This is a genomic window from Hoeflea sp. Naph1, from assembly GCF_046837775.1.
In the GTDB taxonomy this organism is placed as follows: Bacteria; Pseudomonadota; Alphaproteobacteria; order Rhizobiales; family Rhizobiaceae; genus Hoeflea.
Map to the genome: position 1 here is coordinate 26333 of NZ_CP177288.1, position 23904 is coordinate 50236.

Genomic DNA, 23904 nt, shown 5'->3' on the forward strand with positions numbered 1-23904 from the left:
GCGTTCGGTGTGAACGCCGTCCCGGATTCCTTACAGCCTGTCGAGCGCTAGGTTAAGCTCCAGGACATTAACGATGCGGTCCCGGGTCAAGAAACCACCCGGCGCACCGGCTGCATTACGGATGAGGGACTCAACCCGAGCCACCTCCAACCCCCGTGCCTCTGCAACACGGGTGGCCTGGATCAGCGCGCCGGCTTCGGAAATATGCGGATCAAGCCCTGCACCCGACGCTGCAGCCAGATCGGCAGGCAGCGGATTGTCGGAGGTAGCACCGTAACGTTCCACCATTTCCTGTCCCCGATTGGCGACATCGGAGCTCGTCGGCGACTTGTTGCTTCCGCCGGCACCCGCACCATCATAGTCGACCGCCGATGGTCGCGGCCAGAAATACTCGGGCCTTGTAAAAGCCTGGGCGATCTGCCGGCTGCCGATGATGGTGCCGTCCGGGCCCGTGATCAGTGATCCGTTGGCCGTGTCCGGGGAAACAGCCTGGGCAACTGCCCAGACGGCGGTGGTGTAGCCGGCGACGCAGATCAGCATGGTCGCCGCTGTAATTCGAAGGCTTGCAAGAATGGATTGCATGTCGTTTTCTCCGATTCAGTTCATATAGATGACGTGCTCGGCGATCGGCCCCAGCGTCGCCGCGGGGAAGAAAGTGAGCGCGCCGACAACGACAACGGTGGCGGCAAGCATGGTGGCGAAGACGCCGCCTTCGACGGAGAGCGTGCCGCTCGATTCCGCGCTGCGACGCTTGGACGACAGCGAGCCGACGATGGCGAGCGGCAGGATGATCGGAATGAAGCGCGCCAGCAGCATGACGATCCCGGTCGCGATGTTCCACGGCACGGTGCCATCACCCAGCCCCTCGAAGCCCGAGCCATTGTTGGCGCTGGCGGACGAGAACTCATAGAGGATCTCAGAAAAGCCATGCGGTCCGACATTGTTGAGCGCATCGGTTCCCCAGGACGTTGCCGCAAACAGCGCCGTGCCGCCAAGGATGAACAGGCCGTGAGCAAGCAGCGCAAAGAGCGCGAACTTCACCTCACGGGCTTCCACCCGCCAGCCAAGATACTCCGGCGTGCGACCGATCATCATGCCCGCAATGAAGACGCCCACGACGATGTAGAGGAACATGTTGATCATGCCGACGCCAACGCCGCCAAATGTGGCGTTGAGCCACATGCCGACCATCGGCATCAGGCCGGTCATCGGGTTGAGGCTGTCATGCATCGCACCGACTGAACCGTTCGAGGTTGATGTAGTGAGCACCGACCAGAGCGGACCACCGGTTGGGCCAAAACGCATCTCCTTGCCTTCGAGATTGCCCGCGGTCTGTTCGATCGGAAGGTTCGCGAAAGCCTGGGTCGGGGCGGTCTCGTAGTAGACGGCACCGGTGATCTTGACGGCGATGAAGGCGAGCATCACCGCGAAGATCACGCCGGCATGGCGCATGCGACCGATGATCCGTCCGAACATCCAGACGCAGGCCATCGGGACCAGGATGATGGAAATCATCTGGATGATGTTTGTCCAGAAGCTCGGATTTTCCAGCGGATGCGTCGAGTTGGGACCGAAAAACCCGCCACCATTGGTGCCGAGCTGCTTGATCGACACGAAGGCCGCCACGGGTCCGCGTGCAATCGTTTGCTGCACGCCTTCGAGCGTGGTCGCAACCGCGCTGCCGTTGAAGGTCATAGGCACCCCGCCGAGAACCAGCAGGATTGCAAGCACGAAAGCGACCGGTAGCAGAACCAGGAAAGTGGCGCGCTGCACATCGACGAAGAAGTTGCCAAGCGGTTTGCCGGCAAGCCCGCGGGCGAGAGCAGCGAGCGCCGCGATGCCGGTGGCTGCTGACACGAACTGGAGCCACATCAGGCCTCCGAGCTGTGAAAGGTAGCTCAGCGACACCTCGCCCGAGTAGTGCTGCAGGTTGGTGTTGGAGGTGAAGGAGGCGGCCGTGTTGAAGATGAGATCGGCATTGAGCGCTTCCTTGCCGTCCGGATTGAGAGGCAGATACTGCTGCAGGGACAGGAAGGCGAAGGTGACGGTGAACATCACCACGTTGAACGCCAGCATGGCCACCATGTAGCGCTTCCAGTTCTGGTCCTGCGCCGTCAGAGGACCGCCCACAGCCCGGAAGGCGCGCGTTTTCCAGCCGGCAAGACCGGACGCAGGATCGGCGGGGTCCATCGCCCATTTCATGTATCGGCCTAGCGGCCAGGAGAGCAGCGCCGTGCCACCAATGATGAGGACGACAAAGAGGAGGGATTGTATCAGCATCGAAAAAATCTCCGATTGGGCTGGAGTGTTAGACCCGGTCGACGGCGGTGATCATCACGAGGAGACCCCCGAACACCGCCAGACCGAGAAGCAAATAGAGAAGCGTCATGTCGTGAACTCCGTTGATCAGGCGAGGCCGATGGCGGTGACGATCATGTCGATCGCCTTGATGCCGATGAAGGGCACGATGAGGCCGCCAAGCCCGTAGATGAGAAGGTTGCGCCGCAAGAGCCCGTCCGCGCCGATCGCCTTGTAGGCAACGCCCTTGAGCGACAGCGGGATGAGCGCGATGATGATCAGCGCGTTGAAGATGATGGCCGACAGGATGGCGCTTTCGGGTGTCGACAAACCCATGATGTTGAGCGCGCTCAGTTGCGGATAGAGCCCGATGAACATCGCCGGCACGATGGCAAAGTACTTGGCGACGTCATTGGAGATCGAGAAGGTCGTCAGCGCACCGCGCGTCATTAACAGCTGCTTGCCGATCTCGACGATCTCGATGAGCTTGGTCGGATCGGAATCGAGATCGACCATATTGCCGGCCTCGCGGGCCGCCACCGTGCCGGTGTTCATCGCCACGCCGACATCGGCCTGCGCGAGCGCTGGCGCATCATTGGTGCCGTCGCCGCACATGGCGACGAGCTTGCCTTTGGCCTGTTCCTCGCGGATCAGCGTCAGCTTGTTCTCAGGCGTTGCCTCGGCCAGGAAGTCGTCAACGCCCGCTTCGGCTGCAATGGCTGCGGCCGTCATCGGATTGTCGCCGGTGATCATCACGGTGCGGATGCCCATGCGGCGCAGTTCCGCGAAGCGCTCCCGGATGCCGCCCTTGACGATGTCCTTGAGATGAATGACACCGAGCAGCTTTCCATCCTTGACGACGGCGAGCGGCGTGCCGCCCGATTTGGCGATGCTGTTCGCAATCATCTCGAGGTCCCGTTTGCTGTCCGCGGTGGCGCGGGTCGAGCCGCTCGACGCAGACGCCTGCTCGATGTGCTTGAGCACGGCGTCAACCGCGCCCTTGCGGATGGATGAGCCTTCGAAATCGACACCACTCATGCGGCTCTGCGCGGTGAACGGCACGAAACTGGCATTGAGCGATTGCATGTCGCGTTCGCGGATGCCGTATTTTTCCTTGGCCAGCACCACGATAGAGCGGCCCTCGGGCGTCTCGTCGGCAAGCGAGGCCAGCTGCGCCGCGTCGGCAAGGTCCTGTTCGCTCACACCTTTGACCGGCCGGAACTCGGTAGCCTGGCGGTTGCCCAGCGTGATCGTGCCGGTCTTGTCGAGAAGCAGCGTATCAACGTCGCCTGCCGCCTCGACGGCGCGGCCCGACATGGCAAGCACGTTGAAGCGCACCAGACGGTCCATTCCGGCGATGCCGATGGCCGACAACAGAGCCCCGATGGTGGTCGGGATCAGCGTCACGAACAGGGCTACGAGTACGATCACGGGTATCGAGCCGCCGGCATAGGCAGCAAAGGCTGGGATCGTCGCCGTCGCCAGCACGAAGATAAGGGTGAGACCCGCAAGCAGCACGTTGAGCGCGATCTCGTTGGGGGTCTTCTGCCGTTCCGCGCCTTCGACCAGCGCAATCATCCGGTCGATGAAGGTCGATCCCGCAGCCGCCGTGATTCTGACCTTGATCCAGTCCGACAGCACCTGGGTGCCGCCGGTCACGGCCGAGCGGTCGCCGCCAGATTCGCGGATCACCGGCGCTGACTCGCCCGTAATCGCGGCTTCATTGACCGAGGCAATGCCCTCGATGATCTCGCCATCCGATGGAATGATGTCGCCGGCCTCGACGAGCACCACGTCGCCAACCTTCAGACCATTGCCCGGCACGACCTTGACGCTGCCGCTGCCCGGATCGGTAAGCAGCTTGGCTTGCGTCTCCGTACGCGAGCGGCGAAGGGAATCGGCCTGCGCCTTGCCGCGCCCTTCGGCAACGGCTTCCGCGAAGTTTGCGAACAGCAGCGTGAACCATAGCCAGAGTATGATTTGGAAGGAAAAGCCGAGATTTCCCGCCCCGGTGGCGACGTCCTTCAGGAAAAGCACGGTCGTGAGTATTGAGACCACGGCGACGACGAACATCACAGGGTTCTTCGCCAGAGTGCGCGGATCGAGTTTCCTGACCGCGCCGCCGAGGGCGGGAATGAGAATGCGCGTATCGAAGATACTCGCGGATGGGGACTGGCTCATATGTGACTCCAGCTTGATGTTGAAAGAAGGGGTCCCGGGACGCTCACTCGGCCCCGAACAGGCTGACCAGAAGCCGGACAGCGAGCACGATCGCGAGTATCACCAGCATCATGCCGATGAGGATGTCGGACGCACGGAGAGGTGCCTCCGGCTTGAGACGATCGGAGCTTGGGGTGAATTGTCTGCGGATTCTGGCAATCTGCCTGCCAAGGGTTCGCGCTGCCTGGTGCATTGGTTCGAACCTCTGAATGATCAGAAGCGTTCGGGGCGCAGCAGCGCGTAGAGAAGATAGGCCGTGATCAACAGCGTCACGGCGCCGCCAAGGGCATAATCGAATAGCATTTCACACCTCGTCTGTATGGAAGCGCAATGCGCGCCGGTTCCCTCACGTGCGATCGTCAATTTGACGAGGCGACATCTGAGATTGCTTTCAGATGTGTCAGATCAAACCGGACCGGTTCGCGAAGTTGACGGGACCATGCCATGAGGACGCATAAAGGTTCGAGACAGGCGAGACGTAGATAAAATAGGAATCTTATAGTGATTTCGGTCTAGGCAGGCGGTGGTTCAGCGTTGGTGAAAGCGGCTTTGGGGCGGCGTGGCCAGCCGCGCCGGTCGTGATACTGGGGGCGACACGGATTCTGCCGCCGTGGATTTGTGCGGTTCGAACTGCAAAGTGCTTCGACACCCTGATGTTGGCTGCACCTGACAAGAGGCAAACATCGCGATAAGAACTGTGGCACCGCGATGCACTTGAGCAGAAAGACAATTGGAATATGGCACAAACCCTTGCCTTGGTGATCCTGATACTGGGGACCATGATGGCCGTTCCCGGCCTGGTTGATTTTGCCCTGGGCAACAGAGACTGGATAGCGTTTGCCGCCGCATCCACTTCATCCCTTACATTAGGCATGTTGTTATTCGTCGCGACACGGCGGCAAGCAATAGACATGACCCGCCGCGAGATTTTTCTTTTCGTCCCGACATCATGGCTGATTAGCGCGGCCCTTGCGGCGCTGCCGTTTTATTTTTCAAATCTCGGCTTAAGTTATACGGATGCCTTTTTCGAGGCCACTTCGGGACTGACAACCACAGGGTCCACGGTTCTGACAGAACTCGATACAAAACCCCCAGGCATTCTGCTTTGGAGATCTATGACCCAGTGGATCGGAGGTCTCGGTATCGTCGTCATGGGCTTGATCCTGCTGCCGTTTCTCAAAAGCGGTGGTCAGCAGCTCTTCCAGCTCGAATCCTCGGACAAGAGTGGCAAGCCCTTCGCCCATGCCAGTACATTCTCCAAGCGTATTGCCTATACCTACCTTGCCCTCAGCATACTTTGCGTCATTGCCTATGCCAGCCTCGGCATGACCACGTTTGAGGCGGTCAATCACGCCATGACAACGGTTTCCACAGGTGGATACTCCACATCCGATGCGTCGATGGGACAATTCGGCTCGACCGCCATGCTTATCACATCCAGCCTCTTCATGTTTATCGGCGGGCTTCCTTTCCTGTTCTTGATCTACCTGGCCGGGGGACGTTTTGAGCGCGATCAACAAATCCGCTACTATGTCGCAATCACGATTGTCGCAACACTCTGCCTGTTCGCGATTTCCGCAATACGGTATGATGACGGGGGCCTGCATCGGTTCGCCTCGACCTTGTTCAACGTCGTCTCGGTCATAACAACCACGGGATATGCATCGGAGGATTACCAGCTCTGGGGTCCCTCCGCAGTCGTCATTTTCTTCTTCCTTACTTTCATCGGTGGGTGCGCCGGTTCCACAGCCGGCGGGTTCAAGCAATTCCGAATTGTGGTTGTGCAGCAGGTTGTGGTGTCTGCGCTTACCCGAACGTTCAGGCCGAACCAGATGGTCAAGATGCGATACGGAACGCGGCGATTGGAGCCCACCGTGACAGAATCGGTCATGGTTTTTTCTATGCTCTACACGGCCACTTTCATCTTCTTCGCAATAATCTACGGCCTCTATGGCCTCGATTTCGAGACCGCTATCAGCGCATCGGCTACGGCAATAGCGAACGTCGGACCAGGCCTCGGGCCGGTCATTGGCCCTGCCGGAAACTTCGCCACCCTGGCTGATCCAATCAAATGGATGCTGTGTTTCGAGATGATTGTGGGTCGTTTGGAGATGATGACGGTGTTTGTGTTGCTGATGCCAGGTTTCTGGCAATAGCGGAAGGTGGCGGAATCTGTCGCAAACTGGTAGGCGCGCTGTATACTTAACGAATACCGGTCAAGAAAATTCACCTTCCGCTTTGTGTTATGCGGTTTGTAAGCGAGCGATATCGGGTTCCTCCTCATATGTTGAACAGCCTTTAACTTTACAGTGCCGTCATGCCGTCTGGCTCTATCTTCGTTTTCCACTCAGTCTGCGCATGGTCGAAGACCTGCTGGCGGCGCGTGGGATCATCGTTTCATACCAGACCGTGCGTGTCTGGGTGGAGAAATTCGGTCGCCACTTTGCAAATGAAATCCGGCAGCGTTCAGCCGGGAAGCTTGGCAACAAATGGTACCTCGATGAGGTCGCTATCTCCATCGACGGCAAGAAACAATGGCTTTGGCGCGCCGTCGATCAGGACGGTTTTGTTCTCGACGTACTGGTGCAAAGCCGCTGTGACTTGGCACTCAATGATGAGACTGCCACCCCAACAATCTCATATGTTTAAGTCGGCACCTAATTTGATAACGGGCACTTAATTTGATAATCAGACGGGAGTGGGAAAAAGGTGGGGGTAAGAACCTTCAGGTAATCGAGTCCTTTTCTGGAAAGGGCACTCGGTGATGGGACAATTGAGGATGAAGGTTTGGGCTGAGGTTATCGGCACTGATGGCGTTTCGCAGTGTCGAGAAATTGCAACCGTCGACCGCAGGGTCGACAGAGTGGGACTCGACGCGCTCGGCCTATCCCTGGCAGAAGGCAAGGCGATACAGTGCCGCCTGCAAGAAGAGCTTACGCAGTTTCAGACGGATCAAGCCAGTAGGCAGGATAGGAAATGTCACGACTGTGGCCGCCTTCAAGCGGTTCATGACTATCGATCTCGCACGGTCCATTCGCTCTTCGGTATTTGTCACCTGCGGGTGCCTCGGTTCCGCAGCTGCACCTGCGGAAAGCCGGCAAAGACGAACACCGGAAACATCGAGACCTTGTTGAAGGGCAGAGCGACTCCGGAATTGGAGCGCGTCCAAGCTGAGCTCGGTTCGCGCCTGTCGTTTCGTGAAGCAGCTCGTGTACTCGACCTTTTTGTACCGACCGCGCGGCCACACAATCATCGAACCGTTGTCAACCGGCTCACCAGGTGGCCGATCAGATCGAAAAGTGGGATGCCGCGAGAGCCGGGCCGGCGGATCCCCCATTTCCGTCTTCATAGATGGCGCCTATATCCGTGCAGTTCCCGGATATCAGAGCCGGCATTTCGAAATCGCCATGGGACGCGTTGTTTCACCGGGGCGGCTACCGCGTCAGTTCGCAGCCGCACCGCATGTGGCTACCGGCAAGCACGATGCGGTTCGTGCCGCAATGCGGGCACAAGGATGGCTGCCTGGACGCGACGTCACTGTTTTCAGCGACGGAGACGTCGGGCTGCAAAGCATCGTGCTCAGTGCAACTCCAAAATTTGCAACAAAGCCCCCGTGGCGGCGTTTATGATTGAAAGGGTAAGACATGAACGAGATGGTGACGATCCCCCGCGAAGAATATGACCGCCTTCAGGCGGCAGCCGAAGATCTGGCCGACCTTCAAACCTATGATCGCTCCAAGGCGGCGCTGGCAGCGGGCGAGGACGAACTGATCCCGGAAGGCTCTGCAAACCGCCTGATGAATGGCGAAAGCCCACTGCGCGTCTATCGCGATCTGCGCGGCTTGACCCAGGCGGCGCTGGCGGAAAAGGCCGGTGTGAACCGCGTCTCAATTGCGGAGATAGAGACCGGTCGCAAGCAGGGGTCGGTCGCGTCCCTGCGCGCTTTGGCAGATGCCCTTGGGGTCACACTGGACGATCTGGCTGACTGACTTCTGACCTCTTGCGATTGATGGGTCCGCTTCGCATCGTTTCCGAAAGCGCTGGATCGTTCTACTCGTCTTCATCAGGACTTTCTTCCGCAAAACCATTGCCCAAGGGTATACGGGCATCCTGCAATCCCGCATCGTCAAGCGCCTCAATATCCGGTAGATCGCGCAGCGTCTCCATGCCGAAGGCAGACAGGAAGTGTTTTGAGGTGACATACGTATATGGTGCCCCCGGGGTCGGGCTTCGCGGCCCAGATGCAATGAACCCCGCACTGCGCAACGAGGCCATGACATCACGGCTGACCTCCCTGCCAAACATCTTCGACAGCTCGCTCCTCGTTATGGGCTGGGAATACGCAATCGCCATAAGCACCATCGCCTCGAACTCGGACAGAGCCGCAGCCCCGCCCCTTGTCGGTGCCTGCGATGCCCGGATTGCGTCCGCGTAAGCAGTACGGCTTCGGTGCTGCCAGCCGCCGGCAACCGATACCAGTTCATATGGCCGGGATCGGAGCTCGTCGTGCAGATCGTCGATCAGTAGATCGATGCTGCAGTCTTTTCCGACGACACGCGCCAGGGTTTCACGCGTCACTGGCTCGGCGGAGGCAAAGATTACTGCCTCGACCCGCAGCATCCATTCCCGCCAGCGCAGATCCGGCGGCAAATCCCCCAGTTCCCGATCTAACAGCCGTTCGGCTGTAGCGTTCGTCTTCTTTCGGGATGGTTTTGCAGCCGGGGCGCCGGTCATCGTCACAATCCATAGATCCGGAAGGACGACCGGCCGGACAGCTCGCGCACGGCGTCAAAACTCTCCAATCGTTCGAACAGCCGGGTACTGGCCCAACGGGACAGACCACTGCCGGGTGCGGAGGCCGCAATCGCATCCTCGTTAAGCAAGGTCTGGATCATCGGCCCAGCTCCTTTGGTGCGCAGCTTCGGCGCGATAGCAAAAAGCTGATCGGCTCGTCGGGCGATCTCGCCGGCTGAACGCAGGGCGCCCACTGTGCCATCAACCAGAGCCAAACAGATAGCTCTGGCGAACGCCACTTCGCCGAGTCGGACACGCCCCCTTCCCCCGAATGTACGGAAGGCGGGCCCAAACCGTTCGGCCATCAGCAGCGGCAGAGGAAACGGCCATTTGAGTTGTTTGGCGATCAGAACATCAGCAAGTGCCCAGGCGAGCGGCTCGGCATCCGGACGGGCGGCACAGAGTGTTGTCACCAGTTCCGCCGCGGCGAAGGGCGCCGACCGGCTGGATTGAAGCGTTTCATCAGCCGCAGTCGCCGTAGAGGCCGCAAGCGGCTCATCCCACGCAAGGCCCAAAAGTTCGGCAAGCTCGCCAACGTGTTTTGGGGAAAATCCAGGTTTTCGGGACGAAATACTCTTGTAGGCCAAAACCACCTTTCCGGCCGGGCCAGGATCGTCGCCGGCCGCCGTCAGCAAAACCGCGTCACGCAACGCGTGTTCCTCCTCGTTGCGGCCCATCAGCCGGACGGCGGCGGCGGCGCATTTGAGCGCTTGACGTGAGCGCCAGCAACCGGCCCAGACGGGGTCTGAGCGAACGAGATCATCCAACGATTTCAGGGCGATGCCGGCAGCAAACGCGGCGTCCGTCTCGGTCACATCACGACCCCGCGACAACGCCCAGCTCGGGAGGCGGGGCGACCAGAGACGGTCTGATGATGTGGCTGACGGTAGCGAATCCATATAACTGACGCTACATGCGGTGTGCGGAATATGCCAGCAATAATACGAATATCCGCACAACCTGTCCTCAACATATTATGACTGATAAGATTGCATTATCGTTCATTATGCTCTTTATAGAGGGAATGGCCCATGTCGCTCGTTTTTCACCGGCGGACAGCCCCTTTTGAGCGTCAGATCGACGAGAATTCGCGTTCATTGAGCGGACCGGGTTCGAACTCAATCAGCGGACCGTGTAGCAGGGCAAACGATGAGAAGAGTTGGAAATAGCGGAGTTACCGGCTTGGCTACGGGCGCGGTCTCGGAAATGGGGAGTTTCCACTCCTGCAAACTTAGTCCGCTCGTTGAATGCAAATAATCCGTTGGATCAACAGGAATCCGGAAATGAACTCCGAACGCTCTTCTAAAGAAATCAATACGTTGGTGTCCACCGATGAAACACGAACGACAGCCCATATCGTCGAGCAAAACACCAAAAATGACGCCCAGGAGTGCTCAGCACCGTCTGACAGCACGGCGGTTTCCGGTGATGTTTCGGCGGGTTCCGAACAAGCACGGGGTTCTTCCCTTGTTAGGACCGATGCCGGCGTGCCAGCTCATCTCCAGGACCTGACTGATCGCGCGCGTGGCTATGTCGAGGCCGCGAGTTCCGCAAATACACGGCGTGCATACGCTTCGGACTGGAAGCATTTTGCTGCCTGGTGTCGCCGCCAGAACCTCTCTCCCCTTCCCCCAGACCCGCAGGTCGTCGGCCTTTATATCACCGCTTGCGCATCAGGTGGCGCAACCAGCAACAAAAAGCCGAGTTCCGTCTCGACAATCGAGCGGCGGCTTTCCTCGCTGTCCTGGAACTATGCCCAGCGCGGTCAGCCGCTTGATCGCAAGGATCGGGCTATTTCAACGGTAATGGCTGGAATCCGCAACACCCATGCCGCGCCACCCCGACAGAAGGAAGCGCTGCTGCCAGAAGATCTGATTGCTATGCTTGAAACGCTTGATCGTGGTTCACTGCGTGGCTTGCGCGACCGGGCGATGCTGTTGATCGGGTTTGCCGGCGGTTTGCGACGATCAGAGATCACAGGCCTTGACCTTGGTCGGGATCAAACGGAGGACGGGCGCGGCTGGATAGAGATGCTCGACAAAGGCCTGTTGGTAACGCTGCGCGGAAAGACCGGTTGGCGCGAGGTGGAGATCGGCTGCGGCTCCTCCGACGCTACGTGCCCGGTCTCTGCCACAGAGACCTGGATCAAATTTGCGAAACTAGCCAAAGGCCCCCTATTCCGCCGCGTGAGGGGTAAGGGCAAAGATGTCGGGCCGGAGCGCCTGAACGATCAAGAGGTAGCACGCCTCGTTAAAAAGTCAGCGCTGGCAGCCGGCGTGCGTGGTGACCTCAGCGAAGACGAGCGCGCCGGAAAATTCTCAGGCCATTCCCTGCGCGCGGGACTTGCGTCTTCCGCCGAAGTCGATGAGCGTTACGTCCAAAAGCAACTCGGCCACACATCGGCCGAAATGACCCGTCGGTATCAGAGACGGCGCGATCGGTTCCGCATCAACCTGACTAAGGCTGCGGGGCTGTAGAAGCCTCCTCCCAGGTTAATCCCCCCGAGGGAAGCGAGAGAACGGAGCTCTGTCCATCCTGAACGGAAAATCCGACATTTTTGATTGGATGTCCGCTCTGGCGTCCAGCGTATGCTGATTACCTCGGCATCTGGACAACCGGCTTGTCGCCCTTAGCTTATGTCGATAGATTAGAATTCCATCGACACGAATTTGCCATATGTCGACACCGACGACATATCCCCCCGACATGTCGATCGAAGAAGGATTGATCGACATGTCGTTTCGCCCGGATCGCCCCTACAATGACCTCCCTCCCCTGCCCCCGCGCGAGGATGTTGAGACGAAGGCCGTCCTGAAGGCCTGCATCGAGGCTCGTGCAGCACTGGCCGAGCTTCGTATATCCGGCCAGCTCATTCCGAACCAAGCAGTTTTGATCAACTCGATTCCACTGCTTGAGGCGCAGGCGAGCTCGGAGATCGAAAACATCGTCACTACCACCGACAGGCTATTCCGCTTCGCCAACGAAGCCGGCAATCACGCTGATCCTGCGACGAAGGAAGCATTACGCTATCGCACAGCCCTCAGCGAGGGCTTTCAGTCGCTCAAACAGCGGCCCGTGTCGACGTCCACGGCGATCACTGTGTGCCAGACCATAAAAGGCTTCGAACTGGATATCCGCGCAACGCCAGGAACAGCGTTGATGAACGAGGCAACGGGCTCAGTAATTTACACGCCGCCCGAGGGCCAGGCACTTTTGCGCGACAAGCTCGCTAATTGGGAGCGCTATATTCACGAAGCCGAGGACATCGACCCGCTGATCCGACTCGCCGTGATGCACTACCAGTTTGAGGCGATCCACCCGTTTACCGACGGCAATGGCCGGACAGGCCGAGTGCTGAATCTGCTCTTCCTCGTCGACAAAGGCCTGCTGGACATCCCAATACTCTATCTCAGCCGCTACATCATCGGGAACAAACGCGCCTACTATGATCGGCTCCTGGCCGTCACGACCGACGAGGCATGGGAGGACTGGATCCTCTACATGCTGGAGGCTGTGCGCGAAACGGCAAACTGGTCGACAGCGCGAATTCGCGCCATCCGCGACCTGCTGGATCAAACCGCGGAGCATATCCGACGCGATCTGCCCAAAATCTATTCGCGCGAGTTGGCAGAGGTAATCTTCGTGAACCCTTATTGCCGAATCGGCGACCTTGTGACGGCCGGCATCGCAAAGCGACAGGCAGCGTCGGTCTATCTCAAGGCCCTCACCGAACTGGGCCTGCTGCAGGAAATGAAGGCGGGCCGGGAAAATCTCTATATCAATCCGGCGCTACTTGCGCTCCTGAGCGAGCAACGCCCGGCTCGGCACAACCAATGAAACGCCCAAACGCCAGGCAGCACCTGAGATGACACTGGACGCGGGGAATTTCATGCGTCCAATCCAGATCTCACCTATCGCGAAATCTCCGGTCAGCTTGGGTGGTTTCGTGAGTTGACACAGCGGGTAGCTCGGAATAGTCGCCCTCTTTTGTCAAGAACCTTATCGACCGAGCGCGCCGTTCCCGCCTGATCGATGCTGAAACCACAGCCAATGCAGCAATAGCCAAAGCGCTCATCATCACGATCTGGGCTTGTTTAGGGATTTCAGAAGCGCTTCTGAGACCTCATACTGTCCTTCCCCGCCCTTGTTGCCGTTTGGCGGCTCCCTATCGGTCGTGGCTGCCGCCTTGTCTGCATCCAGCTTGGACCGAAGTAGGGCCATCACCATCGGCCAGGTCGAGAAATGGCCCTCTCTCGCCTTGTCGGTGAGGCTGCGCAGATATCCCCCAGCGCTGTTGATCTGATCAGACCGCTGCAGGATTGCGGCCAGCGTGATCGCCGCCTGAACCTCGCCCATGGCTTCGCAAGCTTCTCGCCACGCACTCGGACTGACCCCCAGCATCGGCCGGGCCACCTCCACGGCCGCCAAAAAATCGCTCCAGTGGCGTATTCGACCACCCTGAGCCAAGTCCATCAGGTTCGGGCAAGCGTCAAGCACGATCCCCAAGGGCAGCTCCCGCTTCGGTAAACTCCGCAGGTTATCATTTTCCTGGGCGCTGCCGCCCCGCTTCATTCCCTTTTCGAGAGCCGTGTTCAGATTCAAATATGGAGTCTGGTTTTGAATTCTGTATGTGGCATCCAGATTGGGACTCATTGGCGTCCATATTCTGTGTTTTCGTGAATAATTCCAGCATGTCATGCACCTCCGTCCACAACTCCTGGAGCTCATCGCAAAGGCTTTCGACGACTTGGCGCGGTGCCGTGCGAGGAAGCCGTGCAATAATCTCCTGGTAGATCTGACCAATACGGCCCCAGTTGCCTGGAACGCCCTCCTCGATGCCGGCATCGATCATCTTAACAACATCCCGACGAAGCAGTGTCAGGCGTTCCTTGGAGACCTTGAAGGCTTTCTTCTCTGCCTGAACCGCTTCCGCGAGTTGCTCGAACTCCTCGGCGCGGGCCACTATCGGCGAGAGGTCGAAGCCATAGGCCTGTTCGACCTCTCCTCCCGGCCCTTGCGCGCGAAACGCTTTCCATTCGGGCTGTCTCTGCGAATGATCAGTCCGCAATCGACGAGGACGGCCAGGTGCCGGCGCAGCGTCGTGGGCGGCATGCCATTCGCGCGTGCCATGAGTTGTTCATTCGACGGCCAAACGATCAGCGTCCCGTCGCCCGACAGCTCGCTGTCCCGATGGAATGACAGGAGCGCGTTGAGAATGGCCAGGGACCGGTCTGTGGCGCCCAGAAGATCGCGAGCTTCACGGATCGAGCGGAAGGCCTTCCACTTCTCGACCGTTGCCCCTTGGGGTATGGATTTCGCGGCGACTTGGCTCGCCATTTGGCCAAGCGTCATCGGCCGCCGCCCAAAGGGCGTCGTGGAGATATGCGTCTGCATTTTCTTTCACCTATTGCTAGGCAATAGAAAACTGCTCGCCGAAACGGCGCTCACGACTCAAAAGAGCCTTGACTGTGATTCCGGGAAGTGCGATTCTCTAGCTACCACACTAAGAGAGGGCTTCCGGAAGCGATTTCGGTGGCCTTTTTCTTTGCCAATTTCTGCCATGGCCGCCCGTTTACGGCCGTTGATTCACTCACCGCCCTCCTCTTTGTTTTGCTGAAATTCTTCGTAAAGGCGCTTTAATTGTCCCGAGAGGAACGCGCCAAACTGAGATGCATCCTTGGATTTCAAGGCAAGAGTGAAGGTCCGGCCGCTATCCTTTGTCGTCACTTTGACGGCAGCTTCGGACAGACTCCACACCTTTTCCGCCGCCTGCTTCGGCTTGGCCTTCTTTGTTCGAGAAGACTTGAGGCCATCGATAAGGACCGTGAATTGTTGACTCCCCTCTGCCTCAACGAAAGCCTCACTCTGAACCAGCTCCAGCGCCGTTTCAGCATTTGCCGGCATTTGAACGAGTTTCTTCAGTTCTTCCCAACGGTCCCGGCCAACACCCTTCGCGGCGCCGAGCGCCTCGAGGACGGCTTCTGGCACGACATCAGCGACGGAGAGCATTCGAGAAAGCAAAGTGTCGTCAATCGTCAAAGCTATCTTGATGGTAGCCTTGTCGATTCCGGACTCGAGCAAGCGCCGTGCATAAAGCGCCTTCTCGATGAAGCTCAGATCGTCCCTGGCTGAGTTCTCCTGACCCTGAGCGATGACGTGGGCAATATCTTCAAGGGGCTTGATGACGGCTCGAACTTCCTGCCCAAGCTTTCGGGCCACCCTAACTCGCCGGTGGCCGAATACTACAATGTAGCGGCCGCTTGTCTGGGGATGTGGCCGAACCAGAACAGGAGAAAGCTGTCCGGCATTTTTGATGGCCTGTAGGAGTTCACCGTCCTTTTCTTCGTCCTCGCCAATTCTATCCGCATAAGGGGAGGGGTCGAGTTTATCTGGATCCAGCGATACCACAATGTCGCCTTCCAGAACGCGCATCGAGCTTTCAGCAAGATCGTCAAGGGACTGCATCATAGATCGTGAAGCACCGCGGCGCGCATATTCCACACGCGATTCCGCCACTCCGTCATGCTCGACGGGCTTTGTGGGACGATCTCCGATATTCGCAAGCAGGTGCTTTCTAGCCATGATATTCACCTAAAATGGGAGATATCGTATTGTTCTCTAACCGCTTTTTCGCAATCTGCACGGCTGTCAAAATGGCCTTCATTTGCGCCTCCATGCCGAGTGGATGAGAGAAGTTATTTCTCCGTTCACTGCATTAAGGGACTCAATGGCCCGGTCATAGGTCGAGCGAACGAACAGCGCTCGCTCGACCTCATAGACCGTCTGCTTGGTTATGCCCGCATCGGAGATTGCGGTTGACTTGACCATCTGGTTGTTCAGCATTCTCTTACCAAACATTGCCTGCATGAAGCCCACCATCTGAGCTTGGGGCCCGTCTGTCGCCTCGTAGCGAGTCACGAGGTATCTAAACCAATCAAGTCGAACCTTGGCACCAACTCCTTTAATCGATTGCAGAATGCCCCCGAGCATAAGCAGGAATTGGCTCATGCTCATGATGTCGAGCATTTGCGGATGCACAGTGATGAGAACGCCCGTCGAAGCCGTAAGTGCCGTCAGTGTGAGATATCCCAATTGAGGCGGACAATCGATAACGACGATATCATAGCGGTCATCAACCTCTTTTAGCGCATTGGAGATGCGCGTGAAAAAAAGCCGACCCTCAGGTGAGCTCCGATCAGATGCGGCAAGTGGCGTTTCGTATTCGTACTCTTGGAGCTCCAAGTTCGCCGGGACGATATCCAATCCGGGAAAATTGGTAGTACGAATGACTTCTTTAATCGAACAGCGTTCGTTGTCGTATCGCAAAGCGTCGAAAAGGGAAGGATTCTTATCGAGCTCGGGTTGAACGCCATGAAGAGCAGTGAGCGATGCTTGCGGATCGAGATCAATAGCAAGAACACGGTGCCCCGTAAGAGCCAGGTACTGTGCCAGATGGGCTGTGGTGGTAGTCTTACCAGATCCACCCTTGAAATTGACCACAGAGATGACCTGCAAATGGTCACCCTCACGTCGACGTGGGACATAGTCCTTCACGCCGCTACGTCCGTGCTTATCGAGATACTCGCGCAACTCCAGCATTTGTTCTGCAGTATAGGAGCGCCTCCCCGACGATGAGACCGTTGGAACAGGACCTTTCCCATCCAAATGCAATTTTTTCACGTGGTTCTGGGTAACGCCAATGAAGTCTGCAACCTCGGCCAACGAGAACAAACGCAGACCCTTTTGCGCGTCAGGCGGGTACTGCTCGAGACGGAGCATATTCAGACGATCGGAGATCAATTCACCCTGCTGGATGATCTCCTCGTCGAAATCCATCGCATTTTGCTCATCGACTGTTGACACCAACATCTCACTTCCATCGAAATAACGCTTTTTCCCAAGCAACATGCGGGAAAGCGTTATTACTATGGGCGATTCCGGTTCCGGCGCAAGCGGTTTTTGGTTAACGGTCTCTTAACACGAGCCAAACCATCGGCCTCCAGATTCTCTGGAAAAGCAGAATTTTTCCAGTGTTTTCCAATACTTATTTGACGCCACCAATGCCTTTTTGGATATTTGCTGTCCCGGCACATCTGCCGGGGCGACTTCGCATGCCGTCGTTCGAAAACTATGTAGAGCGCAAGTTCCAGCCCAATTCCGCCGATTATCACCCCGACTCAGTGATCTGAGTCGAACTCAAGCCCCGCTCAGCGGATACCGCGCGAACACTCATCTAACCACCCCGGCAGATCTGCCGGGGTGACCGGTTCCTCTCATTCGATCAAAACCGCAACTCACCCGCAAGTAGCAACGGTGGATGCGATGCAAACAAAATCTGACCGCGCCGAGCGGCACCTAAGATCGTCAATTGGAGAGGATCGATGAGCAGGAGTGCCTCCCATTCCCGGTTGGTCCGCAAACTACGTGAAGCGTTGGGTGATGTGATCTGCGCGGCACTTGAGGACGACGATGTCGTTGAAATCATGCTCAACCCGGACGGACGGCTGTTTGTCGAGCGGCTGGGCGAGGGGATGGCAAGGATTGGCGCGTTGCAGGTGGGCGCGGCCGAGATCATCATCGGCAGCGTTGCACACGCCCTGCAGACCGAGGCGGATGAGGAGCGGCCTATTATTTCCGGTGAACTGCCGATCGGCGGGCATCGGTTCGAGGGTCTGCTTCCCCCGGTGGTGAGCGGGCCTAGCTTTACGATCCGCCGGCGCGCATCCCGCCTGATCCCGCTTGCGGACTATGTGAGCGGCGGCGTGATGACCAGGCTTCAGGCAAGCCTCATTCGACGCGCCATTCAGGAACGGCTGAATATAGTCGTCTCCGGCGGAACGGGATCGGGCAAGACGACATTGGCCAACGCAGTCATCGCCGAAATCGTCCAGTCCGCTCCATCGCATCGGTTGCTCATTCTGGAAGACACGGCCGAGATCCAATGCGCGGCCGAGAACGCAGTTTGCCTGCACACAACCGACAGCACCGACATGGCGCGGCTTCTAAAAAGCACGATGCGCCTTCGGCCTGACCGCATCATAGTCGGCGAAGTCCGGGACGGCGCCGCGTTGACCCTTCTCAAGGCATGGAACACAGGCCACCCGGGCGGGATCACCACCATACACGCCAACACCGCCCATTCCGCGCTGCGGCGCCTCGAGCAGCTGACCGCCGAGGTGAGTCAGCAGCCGATGAGGAAGTGATAGGCGAAGCGGTTGATCTCGTCGTCTCCATCGAACGAACGGCGACCGGCCGGCGTGTGCGTGACGTGATGCGTGTCACCGGTTTCGACGGCGCGACTTACGAAACAGACCACAATTCTCAGATCAACGAGGACAGCCATGCCGCATAATTTCCGCCGAAACGCCTCTATGGGAGCCATAGTTGCCGCGCTTTGCATTGCAGTCGCTTCTCCAGCTCTCGCAAGTTCTGGCGGCGGTCTGCCATGGGAGGGGCCGCTCCAGCAGATCCAGGAATCGATTACCGGCCCGGTTGCCGGCTTCATCGCGCTCGCCGCTGTCGCAGTCGCCGGCGGCATGCTGATCTTCGGCGGCGAACTCAACGATTTCGCGCGGCGGCTGATGTATGTCGTCCTTGTCGCCGGTATCCTGCTTGGCGCGACCCAGATCGTCGGACTGTTCGGCGCATCGGGTGCATCGATCGGCCTCCCAGATCAGGCAGCCCCGGGCGGGCGAGGGGAGGGAACTGATGGCTGAAGCCGGCGCACCCCTTTTCCGCTCGCCCATCCATCGCGCATTGTCGCGGCCGAACCATCTGATGGGCGCCGACCGCGAACTCGTGCTTCTGACCGGGCTTGCCACGGTCATTCTCATCTTCGTGGTGCTGACCTGGTTCTCTGTGTTACTCGGCATTGCTATCTGGATCGCCGTGGTCGGTGTCCTTCGTATCATGGCCAAGGCCGATCCGATGATGCGGCAGGTCTATCTGCGCCACATCGGCTATCGACCGACTTATCGGCCTACGTCATCGCCATGGCGGAGGTACTGACCTCCCATGGTGGCGCTCAATCAATTCCGAAACTCAAAACCGTCGTTTTCCGACCTGTTGCCCTATGCAGGCCTGGTCGCCGACGGGATCATTCTGTTGAAGGACGGCTCGCTGATGGCTGGCTGGTATTTTGCGGGACCGGATTCGGAGAGCTCGACCAATGTCGAGCGAAACGAGGTATCGCGCCAGATCAATACGATCCTTTCGCGGCTGGGGACAGGATGGATGATCCAGGTCGAGGCCGTGCGCGTGCCGACGACGGCCTATCCGGCTCGTGACGCCTGCCATTTCCCCGATCCGGTCACACGGGCGATCGACGAAGAGCGTCGCGCGCATTTCGAGGCGGAGCGCGGCCACTACGAGAGCCAGCACGCCCTTGTTCTGACCTATCGGCCACCGGAACCGCGCCGGTCGACCATGGCGCGGTACGTCTATTCCGACGAGGCAAGCCGATCGGAGACCTATGCGAACCGCGTCCTCAATACCTTCCAAAGCTCGATCCGCGAGGTCGAACAGTATCTCGGCAACGTGCTTTCGATCCGACGCATGGTGACACGCACAATTAGCGATCCGGAGACAGGAAGCGAGGCGCGCTATGACGAGCTCTTCCAGTTCATCCGGTTCTGTATCGTCGGCGAGAACAATCCGGTTCGTCTGCCGGCGATCCCGATGTATCTCGACTGGCTGGTCACCGCCGAGTTCCATCATGGGCTTTCCCCGATGGTCGATGGCACCTATCTGACTGTGGTTGCTATTGATGGATTCCCGGCCGAGAGCTGGCCGGGGATCCTCAATTCGCTCGACCTGATGCCGCTCACCTATCGGTGGTCGAGCCGGTTCCTCTTTCTCGACGATCAGGAAGCACGCCAGAAGCTCGAGCGCACCCGCAAGAAGTGGCAGCAGAAAGTCCGGCCGTTCTTCGACCAGCTCTTCCAGACCCAAAGCAGCTCAGTCGATCAGGACGCCATGACGATGGTAGCCGAAACCGAGGATGCAATTGCAGCTGCCTCATCGCAGCTGGTCGCCTATGGCTACTACACGCCTGTCATCGTCATGTTCGACACCGACGAAGCTCGTCTGCGCAGTCAAGCGGAGGCAGTCCGGCGGCTGATCCAGGCCGAAGGTTTCGGTGCCCGGATCGAGACACTCAATGCCACCGAGGCCTATCTCGGCAGCCTGCCGGGCAATACCTACGCCAATATCCGCGAACCTCTCATCAACACAAGCAATCTCGCCGACCTCATTCCGGTCAATTCCGTATGGGCGGGCAGCGCGACCGCCCCATGCCCCTTCTACCCGCCAAATGCCCCGCCGCTGATGCAAGTTGCCAGCGGTTCGTCTCCCTTCCGGTTGAACCTGCATGTCGAGGATGTCGGCCATACGCTGATCTTCGGGCCGACGGGGTCGGGAAAGTCGACCTTGCTGGCGCTGATCGCGGCACAATTCCGCCGGTACAAAGCGGCGCAAATCTTCGCCTTTGATAAAGGCAAGTCGCTCTACCCGCTGACCAAAGCCGCCGGCGGCGATCACTACGAGATCGGGGCAGGGGAGAGTGCGCTCGCATTCTGCCCGCTGGCCGAGCTTTCGACCGACGGGGATCGGGCATGGGCGGCCGAATGGGTCGAAACGCTTGTTTCCATGCAGGGAGTGACCATCACACCCGACCACCGTAACGCGATCGCCCGTCAGATCGCCCTGATGGCCGAGGCGCGCGGCCGATCGCTCTCGGACTTCGTGAGTGGCGTTCAGATGCGCGAGATCAAGACCGCGCTTCACCATTACACGGTCGACGGTCCGATGGGGCAACTCCTCGATGCCGAGCAAGACGGGTTGACGCTTGGGATGTTCCAGACCTTCGAGGTCGAGGAACTCATGAATATGGGCGAGCGCAATCTCGTCCCCGTCCTTCTCTATCTCTTCCGCAGGATCGAGAAGCGCCTGGCCGGGAACCCAAGCCTGATCATTCTTGATGAGGCTTGGCTGATGCTTGGCCACGCAACATTCCGTGACAAGATCAGGGAATGGCTGAAGGTCCTGCGAAAGGCCAACTGCGCCGTCGTTCTCGCCACGCAGTCTATCTCGGATGCCGAGCAGTCCGGTATTATCGATGTGCTCAAGGAAAGTTGCCCGACCAAGATATGCCTGCCGAATGGCGCCGCTCGGGAACCCGGAACCCGCGAATTCTACGAACGGATCGGCTTTAACGAGCGGCAGATCGAGATCGTCGCAACCGCCATTCCGAAGCGGGAATACTACATCGCGTCTCCAGAAGGGCGGCGTCTGTTCGACATGACACTTGGACCCGTCGCGCTCGCCTTTGTCGGCGCGTCCGGCAAGAGCGATCTCAAACGCATCTGTGATCTCAGCCAACAACATGGACCGGCTTGGCCGATGCACTGGTTGCAGGGAAGGGGAGTGGACAATGCGAAACGCATTCTCTCGATCAACTAAAATTGCCGTCGCAGCTCTGACGGTGGCCGCGTGGTTGCCGATCGTTCATGCCGATGCCGGCACCGTGACGGGCGGGGCGACCGAATGGACGCAGATCCTGAACAATACCGAGCTTGTCAGTCTCGTCGGGCAGTCGACCGAGCAGATTGGCAATCAGGTGACGCAGATCACGCAGTTGGCGGAGCAGATCCAGAACCAGCTGAAGATCTACGAAAACATGCTCCAGAACACGCTGACCCTTCCGAACCAGGTCTGGGGTCAGGTGGAAAGCGATCTCAACAGGCTACGCAGCCTCGTCAATCAGGGGCAGTCGATCGCGTTCTCAATGGGAAATGCTGACGATGTGCTTCGGCACCGGTTCCAAAGTTTTGCCGATTTCAAGTCGGGGCTCGCCAGCGGCGAGACGTTTTCCGCAAATTATCAGACCTGGTCGGACACCAATCGCGACACGATTGCCGCAACGCTCAAAGCGGCCGGACTGACTGCGGACCAGTTCAGCTCCGAGGAAACGACGATGAGCCAGTTGCGGTCGATGTCGCAAAGTGCGGTCGGTCAGATGCAAGCGCTTCAGCTCGGCCACCAGATTGCGGCCCAGCAGGTCGCCCAGGCCCAGAAGCTGCGGGGCCTCGTCTCCCAGCAAGTGACGATGATGGGCACCTGGTATCAGTCCGAACAAGCGGCCAAAGACCTCGCCCAGAACCGTCGCGAGGAATTCTTCAAGTCGACCACGCCCTCCACCTCGGGTGGGCAGGAAATGGAGCCGCGCTGGTGAACAGGTCCATCATTTTCATGGCGATCGTCCTCACAGTCATCGGAATCGGCGGAATCGTCGTTTGGCAGATCGTGATGCCCTCCGATCCCACTCCGCATGTCAGCACATCAGCACCGGCGCCACAGAAATTCGACACGGCTGGCGGGCAGGAGATGCGTCCGCGCTGGAAGACAGATGAAGGTGAGGGCGATGAGGCGGAAAACTAAGATCTTCTTTGCAGCTACACTCGCACTCGCCCTGTTTGGAGGGCCCGCGTTTGCCCAGGAAGGCCGGCTACTGACCAATCTCGAGAACGAGATTGCTAGCGCTGCCCAAGGCTGGCAATCCACGATCCTGAACGCGGCGCGGTCGCTGTTCTGGATTCTCGCCGGAATCGAGGTCGGGATTGCAGCCGTGTGGTTGGCGATCTCGGCGGCCTCGCTCGACACCTGGTTCGCAGAGCTTGTCCGCCGCATCATGTTCATCGGGCTCTTCGTGTTCATACTTGAGCAAGGGCCCGACTTTGCAAAGGCCGTTGTCGACAGCCTGTATCAGATCGGCGCTGGCGGCGGCTCGGCATCGCCCGCCAATGTCTTCAATGCCGGTCTGCAGGTGGCAAGCGCCATGTCAGCCAAGGCCCAGTTCGGCCTGTTCGAGGATAACGCGCTGGCGATCGCCGCCGTCTTCGCAATGGTGGTCGTGGTCATCTCTTTCAGCCTGGTTGCGGCAATCTTCGTTGCCGTCATGGCGGAAATGTATGTCGGACTGCTCGCGGGCATGATCATGCTCGGGCTCGGCGGGTCGAGCTACACCAAGGATTTCTCGATCCGCTATCTCGTCTACGCTTTCTCCGTTGGCATGAAACTGATGGCGCTCGTGATGATCGCGAGGATCGGCTCGGAAGTTCTGATCGGCCTCGCCAATACGCCGTCAAGCAGCGACGAGTTCCTCTCCACACTGGCGATCGCCGGCATCTCCGTCGTGGTGTTCGTCATCGCCATGTATGTGCCGAACATTGTGCAAGGGATGGTGCAGGGCGTGTCCGTAACGGGCGGCATGGAAGCCATACGCCATGGCGGGCAGGCCGCGAGCTTTGCTGCCGGAGGTACTGCCCTCGCCACGGGCGGGGCGAGGGCAGGGGCCGCGGCCTATTCCAATGCCCGCGCTGGCGGCAGCTCGTTCGGTGCGGCCGCACTCAAGGGCATGGCAAGCGGTGTCGGCGCGGCTGGAGGCGCCGTTGCATCCGCTTCGCGTGACAAGGCGATCGGAGTGCCCGGCACATGGGGCGCTTCGACGCTTGGTCTTGCGAACGCCAAGCTTGATCAGGGTCAGGGTCGTCCAGGTCCAAGCCCGAACCGTGACGAGAAAGCGTGACAGAGACC

General features: G+C 58.9%; 19 protein-coding genes and 4 pseudogenes. 13 read left to right on the forward strand and 10 right to left on the reverse strand.

Translation table 11 applies throughout. The features are described from left to right. Positions 1-30: 30 nt before the first annotated feature. From ACK6D9_RS23165 to kdpF, 5 genes are all read right to left on the reverse strand, one after another. Positions 31-582 (reverse strand): potassium-transporting ATPase subunit C, encoded by a 552-nt coding sequence (locus ACK6D9_RS23165; protein ID WP_412052021.1) that lies wholly within the window; start codon positions 580-582, stop codon positions 31-33. A gap of 15 nt (positions 583-597) precedes the next feature. Further along, the gene (gene kdpA / locus ACK6D9_RS23170; protein WP_412052022.1) at positions 598-2280 is read right to left on the reverse strand and encodes a potassium-transporting ATPase subunit KdpA; all 1683 of its coding nucleotides are present in this window, start codon (positions 2278-2280) and stop codon (positions 598-600) included. Positions 2281-2406: 126 nt separating this feature from the next. Further along, positions 2407-4479: a potassium-transporting ATPase subunit KdpB gene (gene kdpB, locus ACK6D9_RS23175; RefSeq protein ID WP_412052023.1), complete on the reverse strand. Its 2073-nt coding sequence runs from the start codon at positions 4477-4479 to the stop codon at positions 2407-2409. A 43-nt stretch (positions 4480-4522) separates the two neighbouring features. After that, on the reverse strand, positions 4523-4711 hold the full coding sequence (locus tag ACK6D9_RS23180) for a hypothetical protein (RefSeq protein ID WP_412052024.1): 189 nt from the start codon (positions 4709-4711) through the stop codon (positions 4523-4525). A 20-nt stretch (positions 4712-4731) separates the two neighbouring features. Beyond that, positions 4732-4821: a K(+)-transporting ATPase subunit F gene (kdpF, locus tag ACK6D9_RS23185; RefSeq protein ID WP_412052025.1), complete on the reverse strand. Its 90-nt coding sequence runs from the start codon at positions 4819-4821 to the stop codon at positions 4732-4734. A gap of 434 nt (positions 4822-5255) precedes the next feature. On the opposite strand from kdpF, the gene ACK6D9_RS23190 reads away from it, so the two are divergent. From ACK6D9_RS23190 to ACK6D9_RS23205, 4 genes and pseudogenes are all read left to right on the forward strand, one after another. Further along, positions 5256-6674 (forward strand): TrkH family potassium uptake protein, encoded by a 1419-nt coding sequence (locus ACK6D9_RS23190; protein WP_412052026.1) that lies wholly within the window; start codon positions 5256-5258, stop codon positions 6672-6674. A 109-nt stretch (positions 6675-6783) separates the two neighbouring features. Continuing rightward, positions 6784-7113 (forward strand): annotated as a pseudogene (locus ACK6D9_RS23195) (IS6 family transposase); the annotation flags it as partial. A 169-nt stretch (positions 7114-7282) separates the two neighbouring features. Continuing rightward, positions 7283-8108, forward strand: a pseudogene (locus ACK6D9_RS23200) (ISKra4 family transposase); the annotation flags it as partial. A 54-nt stretch (positions 8109-8162) separates the two neighbouring features. Next, positions 8163-8507: a helix-turn-helix transcriptional regulator gene (locus ACK6D9_RS23205; protein ID WP_412052027.1), complete on the forward strand. Its 345-nt coding sequence runs from the start codon at positions 8163-8165 to the stop codon at positions 8505-8507. A 61-nt stretch (positions 8508-8568) separates the two neighbouring features. Here ACK6D9_RS23205 and scpB read toward each other — a convergent pair whose 3' ends face one another. Further along, a complete protein-coding gene (gene scpB / locus ACK6D9_RS23210) occupies positions 8569-9252 on the reverse strand; it encodes an SMC-Scp complex subunit ScpB (RefSeq protein WP_412052028.1) in 684 nt (227 codons plus the stop codon). A gap of 2 nt (positions 9253-9254) precedes the next feature. Then, a complete protein-coding gene (locus tag ACK6D9_RS23215; protein WP_412052029.1) occupies positions 9255-10211 on the reverse strand; it encodes a DUF1403 family protein in 957 nt (318 codons plus the stop codon). A gap of 423 nt (positions 10212-10634) precedes the next feature. Between ACK6D9_RS23215 and ACK6D9_RS23220 the strand changes: the two genes are divergently transcribed. Next, positions 10635-11789, forward strand: coding sequence for a site-specific integrase (locus ACK6D9_RS23220; RefSeq protein WP_412052032.1), 1155 nt, complete (start codon positions 10635-10637; stop codon positions 11787-11789). A 256-nt stretch (positions 11790-12045) separates the two neighbouring features. Next, entirely contained in the window at positions 12046-13149 is a 1104-nt protein-coding gene (fic, locus tag ACK6D9_RS23225; protein ID WP_412052033.1) for a protein adenylyltransferase Fic, read from the forward strand. Between the two features lie 240 nt (positions 13150-13389). Here fic and repC read toward each other — a convergent pair. The 3 genes and pseudogenes from repC to repA form a co-directional block, all read right to left on the reverse strand. Continuing rightward, positions 13390-14706 (reverse strand): annotated as a pseudogene (gene repC, locus ACK6D9_RS23230) (plasmid replication protein RepC). A 192-nt stretch (positions 14707-14898) separates the two neighbouring features. Then, entirely contained in the window at positions 14899-15894 is a 996-nt protein-coding gene (gene repB / locus ACK6D9_RS23235) for a plasmid partitioning protein RepB (RefSeq protein ID WP_269391504.1), read from the reverse strand. A gap of 78 nt (positions 15895-15972) precedes the next feature. Further along, on the reverse strand, positions 15973-17181 hold the full coding sequence (repA, locus tag ACK6D9_RS23240; RefSeq protein ID WP_035522563.1) for a plasmid partitioning protein RepA: 1209 nt from the start codon (positions 17179-17181) through the stop codon (positions 15973-15975). 512 nt (positions 17182-17693) lie between these two features. Here repA and trbB point away from each other — a divergent pair. The 7 genes and pseudogenes from trbB (at position 17694) to trbL (ending at position 23896) form a co-directional block, all read left to right on the forward strand. Beyond that, positions 17694-18664: pseudogene (gene trbB / locus ACK6D9_RS23245) on the forward strand (P-type conjugative transfer ATPase TrbB). 19 nt (positions 18665-18683) lie between these two features. Further along, positions 18684-19028, forward strand: a complete 345-nt coding sequence (locus tag ACK6D9_RS23250; RefSeq protein ID WP_412051985.1) for a TrbC/VirB2 family protein — start codon at positions 18684-18686, stop codon at positions 19026-19028. Further along, positions 19021-19320 (forward strand): conjugal transfer protein TrbD, encoded by a 300-nt coding sequence (locus ACK6D9_RS23255; RefSeq protein WP_412051986.1) that lies wholly within the window; start codon positions 19021-19023, stop codon positions 19318-19320. The genes ACK6D9_RS23250 and ACK6D9_RS23255 overlap by 8 nt, the downstream gene beginning before the upstream one ends. A gap of 6 nt (positions 19321-19326) precedes the next feature. After that, positions 19327-21771, forward strand: a complete 2445-nt coding sequence (locus ACK6D9_RS23260; protein WP_412051987.1) for a conjugal transfer protein TrbE — start codon at positions 19327-19329, stop codon at positions 21769-21771. Next, positions 21743-22543, forward strand: a complete 801-nt coding sequence (gene trbJ / locus ACK6D9_RS23265; RefSeq protein ID WP_412052034.1) for a P-type conjugative transfer protein TrbJ — start codon at positions 21743-21745, stop codon at positions 22541-22543. Before ACK6D9_RS23260 ends, trbJ begins: the two co-directional genes overlap by 29 nt. Next, positions 22540-22749, forward strand: a complete 210-nt coding sequence (locus tag ACK6D9_RS23270) for a hypothetical protein (RefSeq protein ID WP_412051988.1) — start codon at positions 22540-22542, stop codon at positions 22747-22749. The genes trbJ and ACK6D9_RS23270 overlap by 4 nt, the downstream gene beginning before the upstream one ends. Next, on the forward strand, positions 22733-23896 hold the full coding sequence (gene trbL, locus ACK6D9_RS23275) for a P-type conjugative transfer protein TrbL (protein ID WP_412051989.1): 1164 nt from the start codon (positions 22733-22735) through the stop codon (positions 23894-23896). The genes ACK6D9_RS23270 and trbL overlap by 17 nt, the downstream gene beginning before the upstream one ends. Positions 23897-23904 lie beyond the last annotated feature (8 nt).